This is a genomic window from Sorangiineae bacterium MSr11954 (assembly GCA_037157815.1).
Taxonomy (GTDB): domain Bacteria; phylum Myxococcota_A; class Polyangia; order Polyangiales; family Polyangiaceae; genus Pendulispora; species Pendulispora albinea.
In genome coordinates this window covers 3,621,215-3,642,800 of the sequence record CP089984.1, presented here as the reverse complement: position 1 = coordinate 3,642,800, position 21,586 = coordinate 3,621,215, and the positions used below count along the sequence as shown (strand labels likewise).

The following is a 21,586-nucleotide window of genomic DNA, read 5'->3' as shown; positions in this document are numbered from 1 at the left end:
CCCCGGCGGGAGACGCAGGTTCGCGCGTCGGCCGCTCAGCGCACGCAGCGCGCGCGCATCCGGGTGTCCGCCGATTCGTTCAACTTGGTGCCGCCGGTCGCGAAGTCGACGACGAGGGTCCCGGTGCGGGTGCGCGTACGTACGGTGCTGCTCCAGACGCCGAGGGCCGTGCCGGCGGCGGGCTTATCGAAGACGCCATTCCACGTAGGGGCTTCGGTTCGCGTCTCGTCGATCAGGGTTTGAAGCTCGCGCACATTGGGGAGGCGAAAGCCCGCGGGCTCCAAGGCTTCACACCGTTGCCGCGCGCTCGTGAAATCCAGCGGCTCGCTCGTCCCTTTTTCCCACGAGAGCCCCGTGCGCGCGTCCAGCACGGTGGTACCGCTCGGCACGAAGCGGGGCGACGAGGACGTCTTGCCCCCGCGGACGCATCGCACCGGAAACTTTTCGCTGGAGGCCTCGTCCCAATGTGCGACGACGGCGTCGAGCACCCGCACCACCCAGCGCGCGTCCGAGGTCGGCTGTACGACATACTTCGATGCCGTCCATTGGGGCGAGATGTTCGTCCTTTGCGAAAAGATATTCGGGTTCATGTACTCGGCATTGGGACCGTAGTCGAGGAGGCTGATCATCTCGATACGCGTCGCCAAGCGCCAATCGCGATAGCCCGCTAGGGCGAGCTTGGCGCACGCGCCGGAGGCTTCGGCCCACACGTCTTCGATCGTCATCCGGCGTTGCCACATGAGGCCGGTCGTCTTGTCCAGCACCGTCTCCTCGGTGACGTCGTAGTTGGACAAAGGCGGTGACTCCACGGGCAGAGGCCACTGCGGCTCCGTCCGGTCCACACCGTCGCCAGGCAGCGCGCCGTCGTGCTCCTTCGAAGCATCCGTGCTGCCGCCATCGGGCACGGGGTCGCGCCCCGCGTCCGGCCGGCCGCCGTCGCGCGGAGGGAGGTCGCCGCCCCCGTCCAACGTGGAAAAGAGGGTCGCATCGTCGTCGATCCCGAGGATGGAGCGGCAGCCGATCGCGCCCGAGCCGGCGACGAGCGCCACGAAAACGAGCCGCACGCTCCAACGTGCCGCGGGCGAAGGGCGGACGGAGACTCCCACGCCGTAGCTTACGGGGGCGCGCGTCCGTTCCTTCCTACCGATGCCACGTCGAAGCGTGTTGCCTCGGGGACGGAGGGTTGCTCTCACGCGCCGGGGGCGAAGATCGCGTGGACCCCGTCGACCGATTCGGGGCCGTAGGCGACCGAGCCGACGGGAACGGCATGTTGAATCACCGACAGAACGCGAGCCGTCCCCATCGGTCCAAATCCGCCGCAGAGCTCGATGAGCTGCGCGCCCTCCGCGACCAACCGCGGTGCGATCCTCACGCCGCTCTCCACGTCGGGAACGCCGACCAAAACGGTCCGGCAGGCGGGTGTCTCGACGATCGAAACCGTCCCCTCCGAGGGACTGCCGGGCGCCGTGTAAATAAAAGCCCAGTTTTGAAGTGCCATCGTGATGGCCTCTTCTAGCTCCATCGAGGCAAAGCGCGACTCGAATTCCGAGAGGACGGAGGATCGGTCACCGCCAGGCCCGCGCCGGGACGACGTCGCGCGGCCCGGGGTGCCGCCCGCGCGAGCCGCCGTGCACCTCTCTCCCGGCGCGATCGCAGCCTCAGGGCTACCACGTATCCGAGGGTCCCAGCGCGTAGCGCAGTCGGATCAGGCCCCCATCGAGCGGCGCGTGCTCGATCAACGTCGCCTCGCGCCGCTCGCCGCTCGGGAGCACGATCCGGCGGCCCTCGTCCTCGAGCGAGGGGGTGACGACCACGATCATTTCGTCGACGAGCCCGGCGGCGAGGAACGCGCGGTGGATACGCTCGCCGCCCACGACGAGGGCGGCTTGGTGTCCGCGCGCACGAACGAGCGCGAGGGCCGCGCGCGGATCGGCGGCGGTCTGCGCCGGCGCGCCGGGGGGCAAGGTCAGGGAGCTCGATACGACGGTGATGTCGATGCCATCGAGCGACGCGCTCTGCGGACGTCGGGAGGCGTTCTCTTGGAACTCGAGAAATGTCTGCCGCCCGACGATGAAGTTGCCGTACTGCCGCGCGTGGACGGCGAAGTCGGCGGTGGCCTCGGGCCTCGGCGGGTGGCGCTGGGAGGAGCGGGCGTAGTTTCCGTTGGCGGTCAGGGTGGCCCAAAGGATCGTTTTCATGCCCAAGAGATGGTGCCGCGTGGGATTTCGATCAATTGCTGCACAATGAGACTCAGCGATCCATAATTGATCCAAATGCTGGACACGGAAGAACTGCTCGTCTTCACCCGGATCGTGGCGACGCAATCGCTCGCGCGCGCCGCGACCGAGCTCCGGTTGCCGCGCGCCACCGTCAGCCGCCGCCTCGCCGGGCTGGAGGCGAAGCTCGGTGTCCGCCTCCTCGCCCGCACCACCCGGTCCATGGCGGTCACGGACGCCGGCCGCGAGCTCCTCCGCCACGCCCACCTCGTCGTCGACGCCGCGATCGCGGCCGAGGCGAGCGTCCGCCGCCGCGACGACGACATTCGAGGCGATGTGCGGGTCTCGCTCGGCCGTGCCAGCGCGGCCGCGCTCGCAGACGTGCTCGCCGACTTCATCGTCGCCCATCCAACGGTGCGCCTGCTCGTGCACGTGTCCGACCGCAGTGTCGACCTCCAACGCGACGGCATCGACGTCGCCATCCGCGCGAGCGCGAAGATCGCCCCCGGGCTCGTCGCGCGACGGCTCGCGCCCGCGCGCCTCGTCGCCGCCGCCGCGCCGAGCTACCTCGCGCGCTACGGAGCCCCGACGTCGCTCCGCGATCTCAAGGAACATCGTTGCCTCCTCGGCCTCGACGCGCGGATGAAGCCGCGCACGCACTGGCCCGCGGGCAAGCGCACGGTCGCCGTGCGCGGAGCGGTCCATTCCGACGATCCGCACCTGCTCACGCAGCTCTGCGTGCGCGGGCTCGGGATCGCGCTCCTGCCGAACCGTCTGGCCGATCCGCACATCCAGCGCGGGGAGCTGGCCGTCGTGCTCGCGGATCGACTCCGGGTCGATGGCGCCATCTTTCTCGTCTACGGCGAGCGCACCATGATGCCGCCGCAGCTCCGCGCGTTCGTCGACTGGATCCGCGCGCGCGCCCCGGCCGTCTTACGGGCTCGCGGGGAAGCGGCTTGACGCGCCGTGCGCCTCGAGCACCCCGGCGAGCACCGGATCGCGCCCGGCCTCGAAGTCGGCCCACGAGGTGTCGATGATCCGATCGGGGAGGATCACGTTCTTTCCTTCGGGAGGAATGTTCACCACCCCCGAGACACCGCCGTCGGCGAGGCCCGGAAGAAACGCATAGAAGCGGGTGGAGTAGCGCAGGACCAGGCCGGAGTTGGGCAGCTTGACCTCGCTCGGCTCTTGGTAGCTGTTCGGCTTCTCGCCGATGGGTTGTCCGACCAAGGTGGCCGCCGTCATCGCGCGAAAGTGCGAAGCGTTGCTCATGGCGGCGGAGAAGGTCTCGGCGCCGACCAAGACGAACAAATGGCCCTTTCGATTGACGAGCGGCCGCTGCGCGAGGGGCGCGACGATATACTTCACGCCCTCGATGAAGTTGCCGCCATGATTCAGGCGCAGATCGATGATCAGCTTTTCGGGCTTTCGTTCGTCGATGGCCCTCATCAGCGCCGCACCATGGCGCTCCAGATCGGCGTACTTGCGAAAGCTGCAATACAGAACACGAGAATGCGGCGCGGGGAGCCACTCGAACCAAAACGTCTCGTCCGGCCTCTGGCGGTAGAGCGGCGCATGGTCGAAGGCCCACGCGGTCGCCTTCGCCTCCGTGGCCCGAAAGACGGCCTCGAAGGCACGGCCGGAGCCATCCTCGAGGGCGAATGTGGCGCGATCGCGCGCCGCCAGCACACCGGCTCCATGGAGCGCCAGGCCGCTCTCGAGCAGATCGAAGAGGCGCTCCTCGCGGAGGCTCGGATTTTCGTCGGCGGGGGTGAGCGACCAAAGGAGCTCCCTCACCTCGGCCATGGGTTTTCCATCGATGCGTACGATGCGCGCGCCCCGGGCCGATGCGTTTTCTTGGCCGACGGCGACCAACCGGTAATCGTCGCCAAAGCGTCGCACCTTTATCGCAAAGAGCGGAGAGCCGGGCGGATTGCGGATGTAGGTGTGGCCGTCGCCGACCCCATTGGCGATGCGGTTCAAGCCGACGAACGCGGCATCGCCGTTCGACTCGGGCAGCTTGCGCTCGAGGTCGGCGATGGCGGCTTCGTATGCGTCGCGCTTCATGAAGGCGAACGGCGCGGCGTGCCGCTTGGGGAGCTCGGCGGCGAGGAAGCGGAGATCCTCGCGCCATTGGTCCGCGTTCGAATCGAGGTGCGGCGGGGGCCGACCATCGCCCCTGCGCGTCAGCGCGATGTCCGCGGATTCGCCGTCGGCGAAGATGCGCCCCCGAAGCGCTTCCCCATCCGCCTCCACGTCGAGCTTGTCCTGGCCGCCGGCGCCGAACGCGATTTCGATGTGCCGCCCATTCGGCACGGCTCGGACGATCGGCGCCGCCGGCCCCGCGAAGACATCGCCTTCGAACGCATCGCCTTTGCACCGCAGGTTCACGGTGATATCGAATTCGCCCCAGGCGTCACTCTTCCCCTTCCCTTCGAAATAGCCGCCAAAGCCCGCGCACGGATCCTCGCGGGGCACCTCGCCGGCGACGAGGCGCGGCGTGTCCTGCTTCGTGAAAAGGTGCGCGGCCGCGCCCACCGCCACGAGCAGGATGCCGCGGCGCAGCCACTTCGGATCGATTCGACGGCCCATCATCGCACGGGAGTATCCTCCGGCGGGGACACGGACCGCCACAAAAACCGCGGCAACGGCGCTCCGTGCCCCACGTCGAAAAGACCGGGCGCTCCACGCCGCGTCGGGCTCGATGGGTTCACCCCCGTGCTCCGGCGACGATCTCGGCCACACGCGCCACATCGAGGATCCCCTCCTCGCCGAGGGCGCTCACCGACGGAATGAGCCGATCGGGGTCGATGCGGTGGATGGCCACCGGCCCCGCGGCATCCCCGATCTCCGGGATGTCGCCGAGCTTGGGCATCATGTTGCGATTGAGTCGCAAGATATGATCGGTAGTCCACGCGTGGGGCGCGACGCCGTGCATCACCATGCTTTGAAGGTACAGGGCGACCATGCTCAAGATGAGCGTCTCCTTCGTCGCGGTGTTGATGGAATCGCGACACCGCACGGGGCACTCGACATAGCGGACGTTCCGCCACCCGCACTCCGGGGCCCCCGCAGCCCACACGGCCTGCACCGTCGCATCGAGGTAGCCGGACGCAAAGGGTCTCGACCGGACGATGGCGCCGGTGACGAGGTACAAACCACACGTCAGCCACTTATCGGGCGCGAGCGCCATGAATACATCGTGGCCAAGCTGCTTGACGGCGGGCGGGATCCAGGGGAGCTCCAGGCACGAGAAGAGCTGCTGCATGGCCACGGCGACCATGGTCATCTCGTTGTTCCGCCCGGGCTGCGCGAGCTTGACGTGCCGGGCGCTCTTTTCCAATGACCATGCCGCGAGGAGCCGCTCCATCGGCGCGAGCTCTTCGTAGTTCTGGACGTCGGCGTCACATTGGAAAACGATATCGTCATCGCGCACGCCGAGCGCATGGAGCGCGACGTGGGCCGCGAAGACATTGAAGCCCTGGCCGGATCGACCTACGGGGCGACGGCGGAGGTTCAGGATCGGAAGGAGCCTTTCCCAATCCATCGCGTCGAAGATCGCATCTTGCGCGAGGACGATCGCGCCCCCCGCGCGCGCCGCCGCGACATTCTCCGAACACGAGCCGCCATCGAGAAAGAGCACGCGCCCGCGCGGCAGCCGCCGGCTCAAATAGGAGGCGGCCCGGGTGATGGTCTCCGCCAGCTCCGGCTGCCGTTCGGCCATGGGGACGATGGCCCAGAGCCGGTCCCGTTCGAGCGGGAGCCCCGAGGTGGCCGCCGGCGGCATTTGCGAAAGGGTGACATAGCGAGCCCGGAAGTGCTCATCGAGGGGCGATGGCCGCGGATCGTACGCGCCCCGACGATTAGAGCCAGAGTCCCCCATCGTGCCTCATCTTGCGCTGTTGTTTGACAATCAGGGCCGCTTCGACCAATCGTTCATAGCGCAGGCTCGTCTTGCGAAAGGGCCAGCGCTCGTAGTTCTCGGCCGCGAGATCCAGCAACTGGGAGACCGTGCGGCCGCGCGTTCCGGGCTGGCCATCGACGAGCTCACCTCGGTCGAGATAGCTCTGGATCACGGCCTCGCGATCGCGCGTAATCATCAAGAGCGTCGGCTTCTCGTCGAGCTCGTGGACCGCGGATATCCAATGAGGAAGGGTCTCGACGAAGCGGGGGTCTTTGAGCGCGAACGGCCGCTCCAGCGATTGAAAATAGGCTCGTTGCGCCGCTCGAATGTCCGATGTGAGGCCGGTCGCCAGGATTTGGCCGTTGAGCTCCCGCATTCGAACGCTCTCGGCAAAAGGTTCGTCGGCGTCGTTGCTTTGCCACCCGAGCGTGTGGAGCATCTTCGAGAGGAGCGAGGTTCCGCTATGTCCAACACCAAATACAATGACATCACCAAACAAGGCAGGCTCCTCGACGTGTGCGCGACGGCGCGCGGCAAGAGCATGGAAAACCCACGAGGCAAACGGCGGACGAAGCAAAAAGACTTTTCAGCGCATGGGATATCCTCATCCGCCCAATCCTAGCGCAGCTGGAGCGTTTTGAACGGCGCTGCGGTCTTTTCGAGACTATTCGAGACCGGCGCGCGACGCGAGGGGCCACGCGTGGAGCGGTGAAGGACCGCGCCCCTCCCCTCTTTCCACTTCGAATATATGCCACACATAGGGGCTTGCGACAAGCCCCAGGTCGTGCCGCACAGTCACGGGCCACGAGCGAGAAGCAACGAAACAGGAGGCTCGAACATGCACGATGAATCCGGACGCAGTGGGGCGGTGGCAACGCACGCGGTGGTGATCGCAGGAGGAGGTCCGACGGGCTCGATGTTGGCGGCCGAGTTGGCGCTCTCGGGGGTCGACGTCGCCATCGTCGAGCGGCGCGAAGACCAGGACCTCGCGAGCTCGCGCGCGGGCGGTTTGCACGCACGCACCATCGAGGTGCTCGATCAGCGAGGGGTCGCCGAGCGCTTTCTTTCGCAGGGGCAAACGACGCAGATCGCCTCCTTCGCGCAGGAGATCCCGCTCGACATCCGCGACTTTCCGACGCGCCACAACTACGGGCTCGCGCTCTGGCAGAACCACATCGAGCGCATCTTGGCCGAGTGGGTCTCCGAGCTGGCCGTGCCGACGTACCGCGGACGTGCGGTCACGGGTTTTGCGCAGGACCCCGACGGCGTCGACGTCGCGCTCGAAGGCGGCCGATCGATGCGGGCGAAGTACCTGGTGGGGTGCGACGGAGGTCGCAGTCTCGTTCGCAAGAGCGCAGGCATCGATTTCCCAGGATGGGATCCGTCGACCAGCTACTTGATTGGCGAGGTCGCGATGTCCGAAGAGCCGGCGTGGGGCCTCCGGCGGGATGACAAAGGCGTTTATGGTATTGGCAAATTGGAGGACGCGAAGGGTGCGCGGGTCGTGCTGCGCGAAGAGCATGTCCGCCGGGGCGACGAGCCGACCCTGCAGGATCTCCGCGAGGCGCTCATCGCCCTTTACGGGACGGATTACGGACTTCACAGCGCCGCATACGTCTCCCGGTTTACCGATATGGCCCGGCAGGCGGCGTCGTACCGAGACCGACGGGTTCTCTTGGCCGGCGACGCGGCGCACGTGCATTCCCCCGTGGGCGGACAGGGGCTCAACACCGGTGTGCAGGATGCCGTGAACTTGGGATGGAAGCTCGCCCAGGTGGTCACCGGAACGTCACCCGAGAGCCTCTTGGACACGTACCATGCCGAGCGACACCCCGTCGGTGCCCGCGTGCTCCGCACGACCCTGGCGCTCACCGCGCTCAACCGGGGCGACGAGCGTACCCTGGCCTTGCGCGAGATGATGTCCGGGGTGCTGCGGCTGGACGAGCCCCGCAAGCAATGCGCTGCGATGATGTCGGGCCTCGACATTCATTACGACTTCGGCACGGGGCACCCGCTGCTGGGGCGCCGCATGCCCGATCTCGACCTGCTCACCGCGGGCGGCTCGCGGCGCGTGTTCACCCTGCTGCACGAGGCTCGACCGGTATTGCTCAATCTGGGCGAGCCTGGCGCCCTCGACATCGCTCCATGGGCGAATCGAGTTCGGCAGCTCGACGCGCGCTACACGGGTATGTGGGAGCTCCCCGTGCTCGGTGCGGTCGCGGCCCCCACCGCCGTATTGATCCGGCCCGACGGACATGTCGCCTGGGTCGGAGACGGCACGGATCAGGGTCTCCGCGACGCCCTCGCTACCTGGTTCGGACCTCCCACCGCGCCATAGCTTCGATTGGGAACGAGCGCCCATTGGCGATGCGCATCGCATGATGACGTGCACGCGAGCTTCTTGCGCTTCCGCGGATACCGAGTAAGGATCGACCAATGAGTCTTCTCGTGCAGATTGAGCTCAAAGTAAAGACCGACGAAGCCGAGTTCCTGCGGGTGGCGCGGGCATTGGCATCCGCCGCCGCGACCGAGCCGGGAACCTTGCGCTACCAGTGGTACATCACGCAAAAACCCGGTCACTATTCGATCATCGAGGAATACACCGACGCCGACGCGGCCGAAGCCCACAACAACCATGTGGGCCCCTTGCTCGGCGAACTTTTTGCGTTGGTCGATTTGGTATCGGCATCGTTCTACGGCGAGCTCAATCCCTACATACGCGACTGGATCGCCGGCCGCGAGGGGATCTCGGTCCACAAGCCGTTGTAACGCAATACCGCCATCGGGCAGCCGCCGTCGAAGTCGATTGCGCGAGGTCACGGGGAGCGCGGTCCTCGAAGCCGTGCTCTCCGCTGCACCGCGAGGACCTGCGCACGCAGCGACCTCGGCGAGAGCATCGATCGACGTTGAAGGGGCGCATGCCGTCGGGTAAGCTCTCGCTCCCATGATGAAGTTCTCCGTGTTCTTGCTCGCCTGAGCGCCGTCCCCGGCGCTTTCCCCGTTCCCCGCGATGCGCTTCGTCGGTGTCGCGGTGGTGTGCCTCGAGCTGGAACACAACAGGAGAACTCAATGCCTCATCCTAGCGGGCTGTCCGCAGCGCAGATCGATCAATTCATTTCAGACGGCTTCATTCGGGTCGACGAAGCCTTTCCTCGTGATCTCGCCGACGCGTGCCGTCGGATCTTGTGGCTCGCCACCGGCTGCATGGAGGACGATCCCTCGACGTGGACACGTCCCGTCGTACGCATCGACCAAATCCCGAACCCTCTTTTCCGTGACGCGGCCAACACACCAACGTTGTGCGCCTCCTACGATGCGCTCGTGGGTCCAGGGCGGTGGCTCCCCCGCGGCGGCCTCGGCACATTCCCAATCCGCTTCCCATCCGCGGAGGATCCAGGCGACTGCGGCTGGCACATCGACGTAAGCTTCGGCGCCGAGGGCGAGGCCGACTTCATGAAGTGGCGCGCGAACCTCGCCTCGAAGGGGCGCGCGCTGCTCATGCTGTTCCTCTTCTCCGACACCGGCGAGGACGACGCACCGACCCGTATCCGCGTGGGCTCGCACCTCGACATCGCCCGCCGGCTCGCTCCCCACGGCGAGGCGGGGCTGACCCTCGGCGAGCTCGCAAGCACGCAGTTCGCCGAGTCGGCCCACCGCCCCGAGGCACGGGCGACAGGACCTGCCGGCACGGTGTACCTGTGCCACCCCTTCCTCGTGCATGCGGCGCAGCCCCATCGAGGGCGCTCCCCGCGCTTCCTCGCTCAACCGCCGTTGCTGCCCCGCGTGCCGCTGGATCCCCTGCGACCGGAGCGCGAGGCGTCCCCCGTCGAGCGCGCGATCCAGCTCGCGCTGACGACCTAACGAAGCCCTCTCGCCGAAATGCCTGGAGCGCCCGGCTTCACCTTCCGTGCAAGGCCGGTGCGCTCCAAACCTATACCCTCCGGGGTATATGGCTCCTGGCACGAGACGAGGGCGCGGATGTCGCCGCATGGTGCGAGGGCTGGCCCCCTGAACCAATAGACGTCGTAAAAACATCATATAGGCGATAAGCAACGTAGGGTTACCTACATTGCAGCTACTTAACTTGCAAACGCATCGCTTCGCGGGCGCCGTTTTCGTGACCTCGACGATCGAACGGGAGTGACAATGGTTGGCGCAGAGGATTTGTCGCGACGATGGATCGCGAAATGCCTTTGGAGCCACGGGAGACGTCCGATGCATCACGTCGATGAGATGAGCGTTCCTCATACCCTGACCACCGTCGAGTCGCAGTCCGCCGTGTGGATCGCGGGAGGGAACCTCGCCCGGCACGAAGCCGTGGGTGAGGCTTACAATCCGGAGCAGATGCGCCGCATCGTCGCCAGCGTTCATGGGCGAACGGACGTGGTGTTGCCGGCGTGGCTGGTGCCCGAGCCGCAAAATCCGCACGATCCGCAGGCTGTATGGATCTGGATGCTCGGGGGCAAAGTCGGTTATCTCCCTCGCGAGCTCGCCGCCCAATGGTCGCCGATCCTCGCGCGATTTCGGGCGCGCTACGACCTCGCCGTCGCCTGCCAAGCCCAGATCGACCCTCCCTCCGCGGCGAATCAAGGTGGCTTCGGCGTCGCCGTTTGGTTGCCAGCCCTCCCCGCCGCCCATCCGAGCGTGCCGCGACCACCACCGCCCGTCGCAGCTCGACCCGCCGTAGCGGTGTCCCCCCGTCCTGCGCCGGCCGCGCCGCCCTCGGAGCAGTTGTCCAAGACGCTCGCGGCCCTCGCCGCCGCAAAAAAGGAGCTCGAGTCCGTCGAGGAGGCGCTCGAGGTTCAGTCGTTCGGGTTTTATCGACCGCGGTACGGGTTCGAGTCTTCCGCGGAGTATGTGGCTCGTTTGAAGGCCATCAAGGACGAGCAGCAGGCCCTGATCAAGACGGACAAGGCTGCCCCGTGAGACACGCAATGGACGGTGGGCGGGAGCGCCGCAGAGGGCAAAAAGATGGTCAAGCAGCAGGCCAAGCTGATGCTGCGCGCCTTCAACGGCGAGTGCGACGCGGCGATCGCCAAAGTCCGATACGACAATGTGATAAAGCTCGAAGAACGCGTGAGCAAGGCGTATCGGGACATCAACAAGCTGGGTGAGGTCCAGCAGGTGTTCATCTCGGCCCGGTATCACGATCTCAAGCTCGCCGAGCTTCATCTGGTTCACGAGCATCGCGAGAAGGTCCAAGAAGAGAAGGACCAACAGAGGCGAATCCGAGACCAAATGCGCGAAGAGCAGAGAGCCGAGGAGGAGCTGGCGCGCGCGCGGGCCGAAGCCGAAAAGGAAGAGGCGCAGAAGACCGCCGCCCTCGAGAACGCGCGCGCGAAGCTCGCCGCCGACGTGGCCACCGGTGAGCAGCACGATCGCCTCGAAGCGCTGGTAACGCGACTCGAGACGGAGCTGAAAGACGCCCTCGACCGGAAAGCCAAAGCCATCGCACGAGCCCAGCTCACCAAGTCGGGCCATGTCTACGTGCTCTCGAACGTCGGTTCCTTCGGCGAGGGCGTCTACAAGATTGGAATGACGAGGCGCCTCGATCCCTTCGAGCGCGTCGACGAGCTCGGAGATGCGTCCGTCCCCTTCCCCTTCGACGTCCACGCCATTATTTTCTGCGAAGACGCGCCGACCCTCGAGAACAGGCTACACCAAGCGTTCGCCAGCCGCCGCGTCAACGGCGTCAACCTGCGCAAGGAGTACTTTCGGGTCACCCTCGACGAGATCCGGGGGGAGGTGCAGAAGCTGCACGGTCTGGTGTCGTTCACGCTATCGGCGGAGGCCGAGGAGTATCGAAAGAGCATGGCCGCGGCGACCGCGATCCGCGAGGCTGCCACGGCGGCGACCGCGCAGACGGTGGGAGCAAGCGCGTAGCTGCCGCTCCTTCGCATACGGTGCTCATGCTGCGCGGGCGTGCCCGAGGAGCTCGTGCACCATGATGCGAATCGAATCGCCTATCGCGCGCGTGGACCGAATTGCGGCTCGCATCGGACGCGATCGGCAGCCGCGCTCCGGGGACGAAATGCAACGAGGGGAACCTCCCCGCGAGAGGCTCCCCTCCGTCGATGCTGCCCGAATGTCAGTTTTGGCAGGTGGCCGAGATGAAGAAGCGGCGCGGACCGCCGTCTTCGGCGCCCGCCAATACGAATTGATGGGCATCGCCCTTCACGTTCTCGATCCAGCCGTTGAAGTTGACCGATGCGCCCGCAATGGTGATGTAATCGCTGGGTCCGTTGACCGTCAGCTTGGTGCCATCGGGCAGCGTCGCCTGGAGCTGCGCGCCGCGGCCGGTGTAGTCGCACACCGTTGCAACGAAGTTGTATTGCGCGCTGTCGATGGTCACTTGGGCGGTTCCACCGGCGGCGGCCGCACGGGCAGACGAGCTTGCTCCGATGGCGGTCACCATGGAGAGCATGGCGAGCGCGGGGATGGCATAATGTTTTTTCATCGTGCAATTTCCTGTATTTGAACGATTCGAGTCCAGGCAACGCCGGCGCGAGCACGCGTGAAGGCCACAGGTGAGCCTCCTTCGATTTCGAATCACGCGCGAGTGCACCGACAGGTGTTGGAGGGCTTACGAAGCTTCGTCCGAAATCCTTCCTTCGACTTCGACACAGCGAAGATCACGCCACGAATCGGCGGGAGATGCCGCACGACATGCGCCATGCCGACAATCCGGCAAATACTGCGCACGCCGTGCTCATCGCATTGGCAACGATAGGACGACCGGCCCGATCGGATATTGCGTACTGAGCCGATAACCCTTGCTGCAACGAGGTGTCGTGCTCTCGTAGGCGCTCCACGATTCGGCGTCCACGGGGAGCGTCGATGAACACGAATCGACGGCGGATGGGATACGATATTCGAGCCGAGACCGAGCTCTCCCCTGAACTGGCCGTACGCGAGAAGACCGTCCGGACTCGCAAGGTCGTGCAGAGGGTCGTGCGCTCGACCATTTTGCCACCTCACCGTGCCATGTTAATCGACGAATGCGAGCCGGCTGCGCCCCTCGGTCACCCAGCCCGTCTCGAACGGAATCGATGTATCCGCGTCCTTCGAGAAGGGTCGGACGACCTGCGCCCCACCCGTCACGCGGTGGGCGGATGGCCCGAGATCATCCACAGATGCCGATCCCCATCGTAGGTGCATCGTGCAAATCGACCCCATGGCGCGGAGTAGATGCCGTGAAATGGCCTCCCTCGAAGAGTGCAGCAGCTCCGATGACGAGACCGCGTATGCCTTCCCGCAGGGGCTCGCCTCCGGTGCGTGCGGGGCATGACCCGCTTGAATCCGTGCATCACGCGCCGCGCGCGCGGACGGGCGCGCCATGAAGCGGGTCGAAGCGTTTCAGGGCTGGCTCGATGAAGCGAATAAAATTCTGACGGCATGCGAGACCGCAAGGGAGGCGAGCCTACGTCACGATATCGTGTCGTGATTGGTGGCAACATTGACGCACGATGCTCCTCGCTCGGGGGCCTCCTCTTCACATAATACTCTCAATCGCTCGGCCCGGAGTGTTGCGGCCGATGCTCACACGAGGAGATCTCTTACCCATGGCGCATCTTCGAATTCGCTCTTCCATCCGACGTGTCTTACGCATCGCAGCTGTCACCGGTACGGGCTTTCTTTACGCATGCAGCAGCGCGACCGAGACCGGTTCGAGCGACACCTCCGGATCCCCGCTCGGCGTCGCGGCCAATGGCAATGAGAGCACTCCCATTTATTCGTACGCGAATGCCATCCACGAGAGCATTTGGGTCACCACGCCGTTCGACAACGACGGCGATGGACAGCCCGACAAAGTCGCGGTCGATTTGATCCGGCCGCGGGAGGCCGCCGAGGCGGGTGTCAAGGTCCCCGTCATTTTGGAAGCATCGCCCTATTACAAGGGGAGCGGCCGCGGAAACGAGTCCGAGAGGAAGGCCTTCGACGCGAACGGCATCATCACGAAGGTGCCGCTCTACTACGACAATTACTTCGTACCGCGCGGCTACGCCTTCGTCGCGGTCGACCTGCCGGGCAGCAGCCGCTCCACGGGCTGCCTCGACGCCGGCGGCAAAGAAGAGGTCCTCGGCACCAAAGCGGTGATCGACTGGCTCAATGGTCGCGCCACCGCCGCCCGCGCCGACGGCACACCGGTTCTCGCCGATTGGACGACCGGCAAGGTCGGCATGATCGGAAAATCCTGGGACGGGTCCATCGCCAATGGCGTCGCCGCGACGGGGGTCGATGGCTTGGTCACCATCGTGCCGCAGTCCGCCATCTCGAGCTGGTACGAGTACACCCGCGCGAACGGCACCTTGCGCGGCGCCGACTACTTCGGATTCCTCGCGGCCGGCCGAAACAACGGGCGCCCGCCGGGGGTCTGCGACGCGAACGTCGCCGAATTGCGCAAAGGGCAAGACGATGCCACAGGCAACTACAACGCATTCTTCGCCGAGCGCGACTACGTGCCCGACGTCAGCAAGGTCAAAGCGAGCGTCTTCCTCACCCATGGCATCGACGACTGGATCGTGACCACCCCGCAGTTCGGCACCTGGTGGAACGCGCTCGCGGCCCGCGGCGTGCCGCGAAAGATATGGCTCTCGCAGGGTGCGCACGTCGATCCGTTCGACATCCGCCGTGCCGAATGGGTCTCCACCCTGCATCGCTGGTTCGATTATTGGCTGCAAGGCCGCGACAACGGCATCATGAACGAGCCCATGGCCTCCATCGAGCGCACGCCCGGCAACTGGGTGAACGAGCCCACGTGGCCCACGCCGGCGGCCCGCGAATCCCAACTTCAACTCGCCTGGGGAAAGGGCGACACGGGCAGGCTCGACTTCGTCCAGAGCAAGGCGGCCGACAGCACGGATCCGGTCATCGACACCGTCGTCTTCACCGACGACAAAGCGCTCACCGAGGCCGATGCCGTCTCCGATCCCAGCACGAGGAAGAACGGCCGCCTCGTCTTCCTCAGCCGCGCCCTCTCGCGAGACATTCGCATCTCGGGCCGCCCGCGGGTCAAGCTGACGGTCAAGGTCGACAAGCCCACCACCGAAATCACCGCGCGCCTGGTCGATTATGGCAGCGCGACCCGCAACATCAATTATCTCGCGGGCAAGGGTGGACTCGTCAACCTGACCACCGAATCCTGCTGGGGCGAATCGACCGCGCTCGATGACGCGTGCTACATCGATATGGCCCAAGACCTCAAAAAGACGGACTTGGGCGTCCTCACGCGCGGCTGGGTCGACGCCGCGCACCGCAACTCGCTCACGTCCCCATCGCCCCTCGATCCGTCCAAGTGGTACGACATCACCGTGCCGCTCGATTCAGAAGACTCCGTCATCCCCGCGGGCCACGTCGTCGGTCTCGTGATCGCGGCCTCCGACTTCGAAATGACGGAGCCCCAATCCACCGGCGCGACCCTCTCGGTCGATCTCGTCACCAGCCGCCTGTACCTGCCCATCGCCAACGCCGACGAATCCGCGCTCGCCACCGCCACCGCACCGCACATCACGGCGCGCGCCCCCTCGCCGTCCTCCGATTGGCGACGCGACAGCCGCGACTTCGCCATCGCTCCTTCCTCCGGTTCGGGACGCGACAGCCGCGACTTCGCCATCGCGCCTTCTTCGGATGGGCGACCCGGCAGTCGTGACTTCGCCATCGCTCCTTCCTCCGGTTCGGGACCCGACAGTCGTGACTTCGCCATCGCTCCTTCTTCGGATGGGCGACCCGGCAGCCGCGACTTCGCCATCGCTCCTTCTTCGGATGGGCGACCCGGCAGTCGTGACTTCGCCATCGCTCCTTCCTCCGGTTCGGGACCCGGCAGCCGCGACTTCGCCATCGCTCCTTCCTCCGGTTCAGGACCCGGCAGCCGCGACTTCGCCATCGCACCTTCCTCGGATGGGCGCCCCGGCAGCCGCGACTTCGCCATCGCGCCTTCTTCGGATGGGCGACGCGACAGTCGCGACTTCGCCATGTCGTCGTTCCGCTGACATTCCGCAACCGGGGGGGTCGGACATCGAAGTATCCACACGTCAAATAGCGACTCACCTCCGTGTGCTTTCGCCGCATGGAGGTGAGTGTGCACCGGCCCCGTGCGGCCGCCTCGCACCGGCGTGCGTAGGCTGCGGGCGTAAAGCCGATTTGGGCGCGGAAGTCGCGGATCGAGTGCGCTTGGTCGCCACCGCACCGCACATCACGGCGCGCCCCCCCTCGTCGCCCACGATCCACGAGCCCCTGGATGGCGACCCGCCGATATGCGTTTCGGAAGGCGGATGCAGGCGGCCGAACATGACCGAGCGCGCGGACTTCGGAATCCCGCGCATCGACGTAGGCCCAGCGCAGCGCTAACCCACACCGTCGGCGTAACCTACGAGGATCTCCGAAAGCGAGCCCCCATCCACACGACGGCCCGGCAACACCTTGCGCCCGACGCGTGTGCCCTGGGCGATGCGGTGCATGCCATCGAGCACAATCGTCCGGCCGCCATGCTCGGTGAGGTGAATCGGGAGGTCGAGGTTCGCATCGCGCATTCGTTTGGCATGGTCAGGGTATTGCTCCGGACGAGCCAGCACATCGAGGGGACGCACGCGGAATGGCCGCCCTTCGCGGTCGCGCCAATAGGGAAGCGCCAGCAGCGGCTCGAAGGGTGCGAGCGGTATGAGCTCGGTCGGCAACGACAACGCCCATAGCCGGCCGAGATCCCATGCCCACGGCAGCAGCAGCCCACGGAGCTCCGGCGGCACCTGCTCGAGCAAATCGAACGGCTTCGGGTGCGCCCCGCGCGGCATGACCGTCACCCTCGACCCACGGCCCGCGCCGCGGCCTCGCACCGGCGCGCGTAGGCCGCCGGCGTAAAGCCGATTTGGGCGCGGAAATCGCGGATCAAGTGCGCTTGGTCGTGGTAGCCGAGCTCCTGCGCCACGGCGGCCCAATCGACGTGGGCACCTCGGGCCACGCGTTCGGCGGCTTCTTGCACGCGCGCGCGGCGCACAATCCACTTTGGCCCCACGCCGACGTACCGTTCGAAGAGGCGGTGCAGGGAGCGCACCGAGACGCCGGCCACCCCGGCCAGATCGTCGGCGCGTGCGACGTGCCGGTCCTCTTGCGCCAGCGCGACGAGGCGATTTACCAGGTCCGCGCTTTGGTCGGGCGCCGGTGCGATACGGCGGAGGAATGACTCCACGATGGGCCGCACCGCCGCGGGCTCGGCGTTCTCTGGGATCGCGGCGGTCCGGCCGGTGGCCTCCTGCAAGGTCACCACGCGATCGACCAGCTCGCGCATCGGCACCGCAGCGAGCGCGAAGAAGCCCGCCGGCTTGAACCGCGTCCCATGTACGCGGCCGCGCCCGGAGAGGTGGGCCACGAAACGGCGCGTTCCGGGGCCGTGAACTTCGAAGGCCGCGGCCGCCGCGGCAAATGAGAGATGCACGCACGGGTACGGCAGGGTCTCTTGCTCGAACGGTGGCTGCCCCTCGAGATCCCACTGCACGCTCCAGAAGTGCTCCACGAAGCCCGCCAGATCGGCGGGGGGCAGCTCGCGCGCGAGCCCGAAGCGCGTGAGCCCCTCCTCCGGGTTCAAGATGCCGCGCGTGCCGTTCAGCCCCATGTCATCCGCCATTTTCGGGGGGCCTGGCGCACTTTTACAATACGAAACGGCGTAGGGAACGCACTCTCTTGCCCCGGAGGCACACATGGGCGAGATGAAGACGTATTCGGGTTCCTGTCACTGCGGCAAAATTCGCTTCGAGGTAACCGCCGACATCGGCAAGGCGAGCTCGTGCAATTGTTCCATCTGCGGACGCACGGGCTGGTTGATGACCTCGGTCCTATCCGACGCGTTCAAGGTCCTCTCGGGGGCGGAAGCGCAAGTCGATTATCAATTCGGCTCGAAAACGATGCACCATTTGTTCTGCGGGACGTGCGGCGTACGCGCTTTTGGAACATACGCGGCCGACGGGCAGGACAAGATCGTCGTGAACTTGCGCTGCCTCGACGGCCTCGACATCGACGCGCTCGAAATCCAAAAATTCGACGGCAAGAGCTACTGATGCACCGCTCTCCCGTCGGGCTCAGGTGCGCCGCGCGGTCCGACGGGGGCCACGTTCGATGAAACGCCGGAGGATCTCCGCCGCGGGCCGGGCGTGCGTCTCGAGGAGCAGGTGCCCGCCATCGAGGATATGGCACTCCATTCGCGGAAGGTCCTGCATCCAAGACACCGTCTCCGCAATATCGAAATAGATATCGTGGCGCCCCCACACCATGACCGCGGGCGGCTGCCTCTCGGCGAGGAACCGCGCGAACGCATCGAACCGCGCCACGTATTTTCCATAATCGGCGAGCAGCGCCCGCTGGGTTTCGAGCCGGCCCGGCAGAGACATGACCCGCCAGTCTTCTTCCCACCTCTCTGGGGACACGAGCGCGGCCACGTCCGCCGGAACGCCGGCGATGTATTGGTCGCGCGTCCCTTCGTAGCTGAGATGCTTCGTGACGGCGGCTTCGGTCTGCGCGTTTGGATGCGACCAATACGTAAAGACGTCGTTCCATTGCGGCCCCATGCCGGACCGATGCGCATTCGCGTTTTGCACGATGAGCCCCAGGAGCAAATCGGGTTCCTTCATGGCCACATGAAAGCCAACCGGCGCCCCGAAGTCGTGCAGGTAGACATAACGCGGCCCGACGCGCAAATGCGACAAGAGCTCGAGGATCGCCTCGCCGTAGGCTTCGAACGTGGGTTTCGGGAACGGCTCCGATGCACCAAAGCCGGGTAAGTCGGGCGCGATCACGTAGCAAACCTCCGCCAACGTCGGGATGATGTCGCGGAATCCGCTCGCCGAGTTCGGTAATCCATGCAGCAAAAGAACGGCGGGATAGGTCGGATCGCCGGCCGTCACGAAGGAAAGGTCGACTCCGGCCGAGACGCGCATACGCTTGCGATTCAGGGAATTCATCGATTAAGCCTCCGGGTTGGTGTGGACTCACCAAGATAATCCCTGCATGCCGGTATGCCATCCTCGAGCCCGGCCGCCGGCCTCGTGCAATGGGTGGTCGCAAGCACCCGAACCCTCGCGCAGACGCGCACGGGCATGGCGATCCGGGTGTGCTCGCGGAAGCTCAGCGTGAAATCGGATGGGGCGATGAATTCCCACGTCCTGTTTCGAGAAGGGATGCGCGAATCGGCGAATTCCGCGAGAGCGCCCCGTTCGCTCCTGCCCTCTCGTATGTGCAAATCCTATCCGAGCGCGCGGCCTTTCCGTGAACGAGCTCACGTCCGCGAACGAGCTCGCGTCCGTGACGAGCTCGCGTCCGTGACGAGCTCGCGTCCGCAAACGAGCTCGCGTCCGCAAACGAGCTCGCGTCCGCAAACGAGCTCGCGTCCGATGACGTCACGTCGACGCCTTCGTCTGCGAGCCCTCGAGTCCTCGAGCCCTCGAGTCCTCGAGTCCAAGGCGAAAGCTCCTCGTTGCCAGACCGTGCGCTACGCCCTCGTAGAAACAGCCCCACGCGCCGGAAGAAAGGGCCCCGGACGACCCAAAAACGTTCAGTGACCAACGCTCGAGTCACCCCGGTGGCGTCCGTTTATTTCTCGCGTCCTCCGATGAAAGGGCAGAATATTGGCGCGTTACATCCGTATAACTCGGACACGCGATGAACCCGATCGATCCAAACGCGAACCCTTACGCCGCTCCGCGTGCACCGCACGCCCATCTCCCTTACGCCGCCCCTCAGCCGCCCGGCTCCTATACCCGTCGCGAGGGTGACGCGCTCGTTCATACCCTCGGGGCGAACCTTCCTGCCGTTTGCATGAAGTGCGGCCGCCCCGACGGTCTCGTGCCGCGAAACCACACGTTTCAATATACGCCCCCGTGGACGGTGCTCTTTTTCGTTCTGTGCAACTTGGTCGGGATCATCGCCATGCTCATCATGCGCAAGCAGGCGAAGATGGTCCTTCCCCTTTGCCAGCCGTGCAACGAACGATGGCGCAAGGCGATGATCGCGCTTTGGGCCGCCCTCGGCGTGATGTTCGTCCCGTTCGTCCTCGGACTGGTTCTGGCGTCCGCGTCCGAGACGGCGGCAGGCGTCCTGCTATCGCTGGCCGGAATCGGCTTTGTCGCGCTCATGGTGGTCTCGTTCGCGCTCGTCCGTCCCGCGCTGCTTCGCACGAAGAAGATCGATGCCACCCATATCTGGATTCTCGGCGTCCATCGACAGGTGCTCGACCAGCTCCCTCAATCATGAAGCGAGCGGCCGAATCGGCCGCCATCGCGCTCTCCGCGTGACCCTACGTGTATGGCGCCAGTTCTTCGGTCAGCGCGGAAGGCACACGAAATCCACACGAAATCCACACGAACCCAGCAGCCGCGGGCGTCGGAAACGGGTTGCGATGAGGGCACATCCAGGCATGATGCGCGCGGACTGTGGGGGCATCAGGATCCTGCGCGCGTGAAGGTCGACTCGAAAAACGACGCCCATTCGGCACCGATGAACGCGCACGCCGATCCATTTGCTCTCGTCGGGCCCGCCCGACACGGCAGTCCTCCTGCGTTGCGGCTCGCGCTCGGTTGCGCGCGAGCCCACGCGAATCGGCACACACCGAGAACGGAAAGGTAATGGATCTTTTCTCCCTTCGCGTCCATCCCGCGGCAGAGCTCTTTCCCTTGATGAAAGGCGACGAGCTTCGTGAGCTCGCGGACGACATCCGAAAAAACGGCCTTCGCGCGCCCATCGTCGTGCTCGACGAGATGGGCGAGCGATGGGTGCTCGACGGACGCAATCGTCTGCGAGCCTGTCAGATGGCCGAAGTCGAACCGCAGCATACGATGTGGCAGGGCGCCGATCCCGTCGCGTACGTCACGTCGGCCAATCTTCGTCGGCGCCAGCTGCGCGATAGCCAACTTGCCATACTGGCCGTCGCGATCGAAAAGCTGTATTCCGACGAGACGGGCAAGCCGGAGAAGGCTGGCCAAGGAGCGGACGGCGCCAAAGGCCCCGGGAAAAAGGAGACCCCGGAGGTCGAGCCCTCCGACGGAACAGAGACCGAAGCGCGCAAACCCCGCGCGAAGGCCGCCGCGCAAGTGGGCGTCTCGCCGAGCCTCGTCCAGCGCGCAAAAAAGGTCGTCGATCAAGCTGCGCCCGAGGTGACGGCGGCGGTGCAGGCAGGAAAGCTCACCATCACCGACGCCGTGCGCATCGTCGATCGCCCGCAAGAGGAGCAGGCCGAGTTGGTCGCGCGCGTCGAAGCCGGAGAAGCCAGGACGCTCTCTCAAGCGCTCGCGAAGAGCGCGCCCCCGGCAGCCGTTTCGCCCAACGCCGCGGTGGACTCCGTCTGGAAACGCGTCATGAAGCTCTCGCGGGGCGAGCTCGCCGAGCTGCATCGCAGGCTCGGGGAGTTTCTGGAGAATCCGACCGAGAGTGCATGACGCATCCGTGTCGCGAAATACCGAGCGCAGGTCGCCACGTTGGAGGGCGG

20 protein-coding genes are annotated in these 21,586 nt (G+C 65.9%); 10 read left to right on the top strand and 10 right to left on the bottom strand.

The genetic code is table 11. From position 1 onward, the window contains the following. Nucleotides 1-35: 35 nt before the first annotated feature. From LZC94_14470 to LZC94_14460, 3 genes are all read right to left on the bottom strand, one after another. On the bottom strand, nucleotides 36-1,064 hold the full coding sequence (locus LZC94_14470) for a DUF1566 domain-containing protein (protein WXB18434.1): 1,029 nt from the start codon (nucleotides 1,062-1,064) through the stop codon (nucleotides 36-38). Nucleotides 1,065-1,189: 125 nt separating this feature from the next. After that, nucleotides 1,190-1,498: a DUF6506 family protein gene (locus LZC94_14465; protein WXB18433.1), complete on the bottom strand. Its 309-nt coding sequence runs from the start codon at nucleotides 1,496-1,498 to the stop codon at nucleotides 1,190-1,192. Nucleotides 1,499-1,664: 166 nt separating this feature from the next. Further along, entirely contained in the window at nucleotides 1,665-2,198 is a 534-nt protein-coding gene (locus LZC94_14460) for a dihydrofolate reductase family protein (GenBank protein WXB18432.1), read from the bottom strand. 75 nt (nucleotides 2,199-2,273) lie between these two features. Here LZC94_14460 and LZC94_14455 point away from each other — a divergent pair, with 75 nt between their 5' ends. Further along, nucleotides 2,274-3,176: a LysR family transcriptional regulator gene (locus LZC94_14455; protein ID WXB20190.1), complete on the top strand. Its 903-nt coding sequence runs from the start codon at nucleotides 2,274-2,276 to the stop codon at nucleotides 3,174-3,176. On the opposite strand, the gene LZC94_14450 is transcribed toward LZC94_14455, so the two are convergent. From LZC94_14450 to LZC94_14440, 3 genes are all read right to left on the bottom strand, one after another. Beyond that, nucleotides 3,150-4,811, bottom strand: a complete 1,662-nt coding sequence (locus LZC94_14450; protein WXB18431.1) for a S41 family peptidase — start codon at nucleotides 4,809-4,811, stop codon at nucleotides 3,150-3,152. The genes LZC94_14455 and LZC94_14450 overlap by 27 nt on opposite strands. Nucleotides 4,812-4,926: 115 nt before the next feature. Beyond that, nucleotides 4,927-6,003, bottom strand: coding sequence for a hypothetical protein (locus LZC94_14445; GenBank protein WXB18430.1), 1,077 nt, complete (start codon nucleotides 6,001-6,003; stop codon nucleotides 4,927-4,929). A 76-nt stretch (nucleotides 6,004-6,079) separates the two neighbouring features. Beyond that, nucleotides 6,080-6,619, bottom strand: a complete 540-nt coding sequence (locus LZC94_14440) for a hypothetical protein (GenBank protein WXB18429.1) — start codon at nucleotides 6,617-6,619, stop codon at nucleotides 6,080-6,082. A gap of 339 nt (nucleotides 6,620-6,958) precedes the next feature. Here LZC94_14440 and LZC94_14435 point away from each other — a divergent pair, with 339 nt between their 5' ends. From LZC94_14435 to LZC94_14415, 5 genes are all read left to right on the top strand, one after another. Next, a complete protein-coding gene (locus LZC94_14435) occupies nucleotides 6,959-8,458 on the top strand; it encodes an FAD-dependent monooxygenase (GenBank protein ID WXB18428.1) in 1,500 nt (499 codons plus the stop codon). Between the two features lie 98 nt (nucleotides 8,459-8,556). Then, a complete protein-coding gene (locus LZC94_14430) occupies nucleotides 8,557-8,889 on the top strand; it encodes an antibiotic biosynthesis monooxygenase (protein WXB18427.1) in 333 nt (110 codons plus the stop codon). Nucleotides 8,890-9,189: 300 nt separating this feature from the next. Beyond that, nucleotides 9,190-9,981 (top strand): phytanoyl-CoA dioxygenase family protein, encoded by a 792-nt coding sequence (locus LZC94_14425; protein WXB18426.1) that lies wholly within the window; start codon nucleotides 9,190-9,192, stop codon nucleotides 9,979-9,981. A 354-nt stretch (nucleotides 9,982-10,335) separates the two neighbouring features. Further along, entirely contained in the window at nucleotides 10,336-11,046 is a 711-nt protein-coding gene (locus LZC94_14420) for an HIRAN domain-containing protein (GenBank protein ID WXB18425.1), read from the top strand. Nucleotides 11,047-11,091: 45 nt separating this feature from the next. Then, nucleotides 11,092-12,003 carry a DUF4041 domain-containing protein gene (locus LZC94_14415; GenBank protein WXB18424.1) on the top strand — a complete coding sequence of 304 codons (912 nt, stop codon included), beginning with the start codon at nucleotides 11,092-11,094 and terminating at the stop codon, nucleotides 12,001-12,003. 205 nt (nucleotides 12,004-12,208) lie between these two features. Here LZC94_14415 and LZC94_14410 read toward each other — a convergent pair whose 3' ends face one another. Continuing rightward, nucleotides 12,209-12,577 carry a hypothetical protein gene (locus tag LZC94_14410; GenBank protein WXB18423.1) on the bottom strand — a complete coding sequence of 123 codons (369 nt, stop codon included), beginning with the start codon at nucleotides 12,575-12,577 and terminating at the stop codon, nucleotides 12,209-12,211. A 1,105-nt stretch (nucleotides 12,578-13,682) separates the two neighbouring features. Between LZC94_14410 and LZC94_14405 the strand changes: the two genes are divergently transcribed. Beyond that, entirely contained in the window at nucleotides 13,683-16,109 is a 2,427-nt protein-coding gene (locus tag LZC94_14405; protein WXB18422.1) for a Xaa-Pro dipeptidyl-peptidase, read from the top strand. 354 nt (nucleotides 16,110-16,463) lie between these two features. Here LZC94_14405 and LZC94_14400 read toward each other — a convergent pair whose 3' ends face one another. Next, a complete protein-coding gene (locus LZC94_14400; GenBank protein ID WXB18421.1) occupies nucleotides 16,464-16,907 on the bottom strand; it encodes a hypothetical protein in 444 nt (147 codons plus the stop codon). Between the two features lie 5 nt (nucleotides 16,908-16,912). Beyond that, the gene (locus LZC94_14395) at nucleotides 16,913-17,725 is read right to left on the bottom strand and encodes a helix-turn-helix transcriptional regulator (GenBank protein ID WXB18420.1); all 813 of its coding nucleotides are present in this window, start codon (nucleotides 17,723-17,725) and stop codon (nucleotides 16,913-16,915) included. Between the two features lie 85 nt (nucleotides 17,726-17,810). Here LZC94_14395 and LZC94_14390 point away from each other — a divergent pair, with 85 nt between their 5' ends. Further along, complete coding sequence (locus tag LZC94_14390) at nucleotides 17,811-18,167, top strand: GFA family protein (GenBank protein WXB18419.1); 357 nt, start codon at nucleotides 17,811-17,813, stop codon at nucleotides 18,165-18,167. 21 nt (nucleotides 18,168-18,188) lie between these two features. On the opposite strand, the gene LZC94_14385 is transcribed toward LZC94_14390, so the two are convergent. Then, nucleotides 18,189-19,067 carry an alpha/beta hydrolase gene (locus tag LZC94_14385; GenBank protein WXB18418.1) on the bottom strand — a complete coding sequence of 293 codons (879 nt, stop codon included), beginning with the start codon at nucleotides 19,065-19,067 and terminating at the stop codon, nucleotides 18,189-18,191. Between the two features lie 697 nt (nucleotides 19,068-19,764). On the opposite strand from LZC94_14385, the gene LZC94_14380 reads away from it, so the two are divergent. Both LZC94_14380 and LZC94_14375 read left to right on the top strand, forming a co-directional pair. Beyond that, a complete protein-coding gene (locus LZC94_14380; protein ID WXB18417.1) occupies nucleotides 19,765-20,355 on the top strand; it encodes a hypothetical protein in 591 nt (196 codons plus the stop codon). Between the two features lie 371 nt (nucleotides 20,356-20,726). Then, nucleotides 20,727-21,536 carry a ParB N-terminal domain-containing protein gene (locus tag LZC94_14375; protein WXB18416.1) on the top strand — a complete coding sequence of 270 codons (810 nt, stop codon included), beginning with the start codon at nucleotides 20,727-20,729 and terminating at the stop codon, nucleotides 21,534-21,536. Nucleotides 21,537-21,586 lie beyond the last annotated feature (50 nt).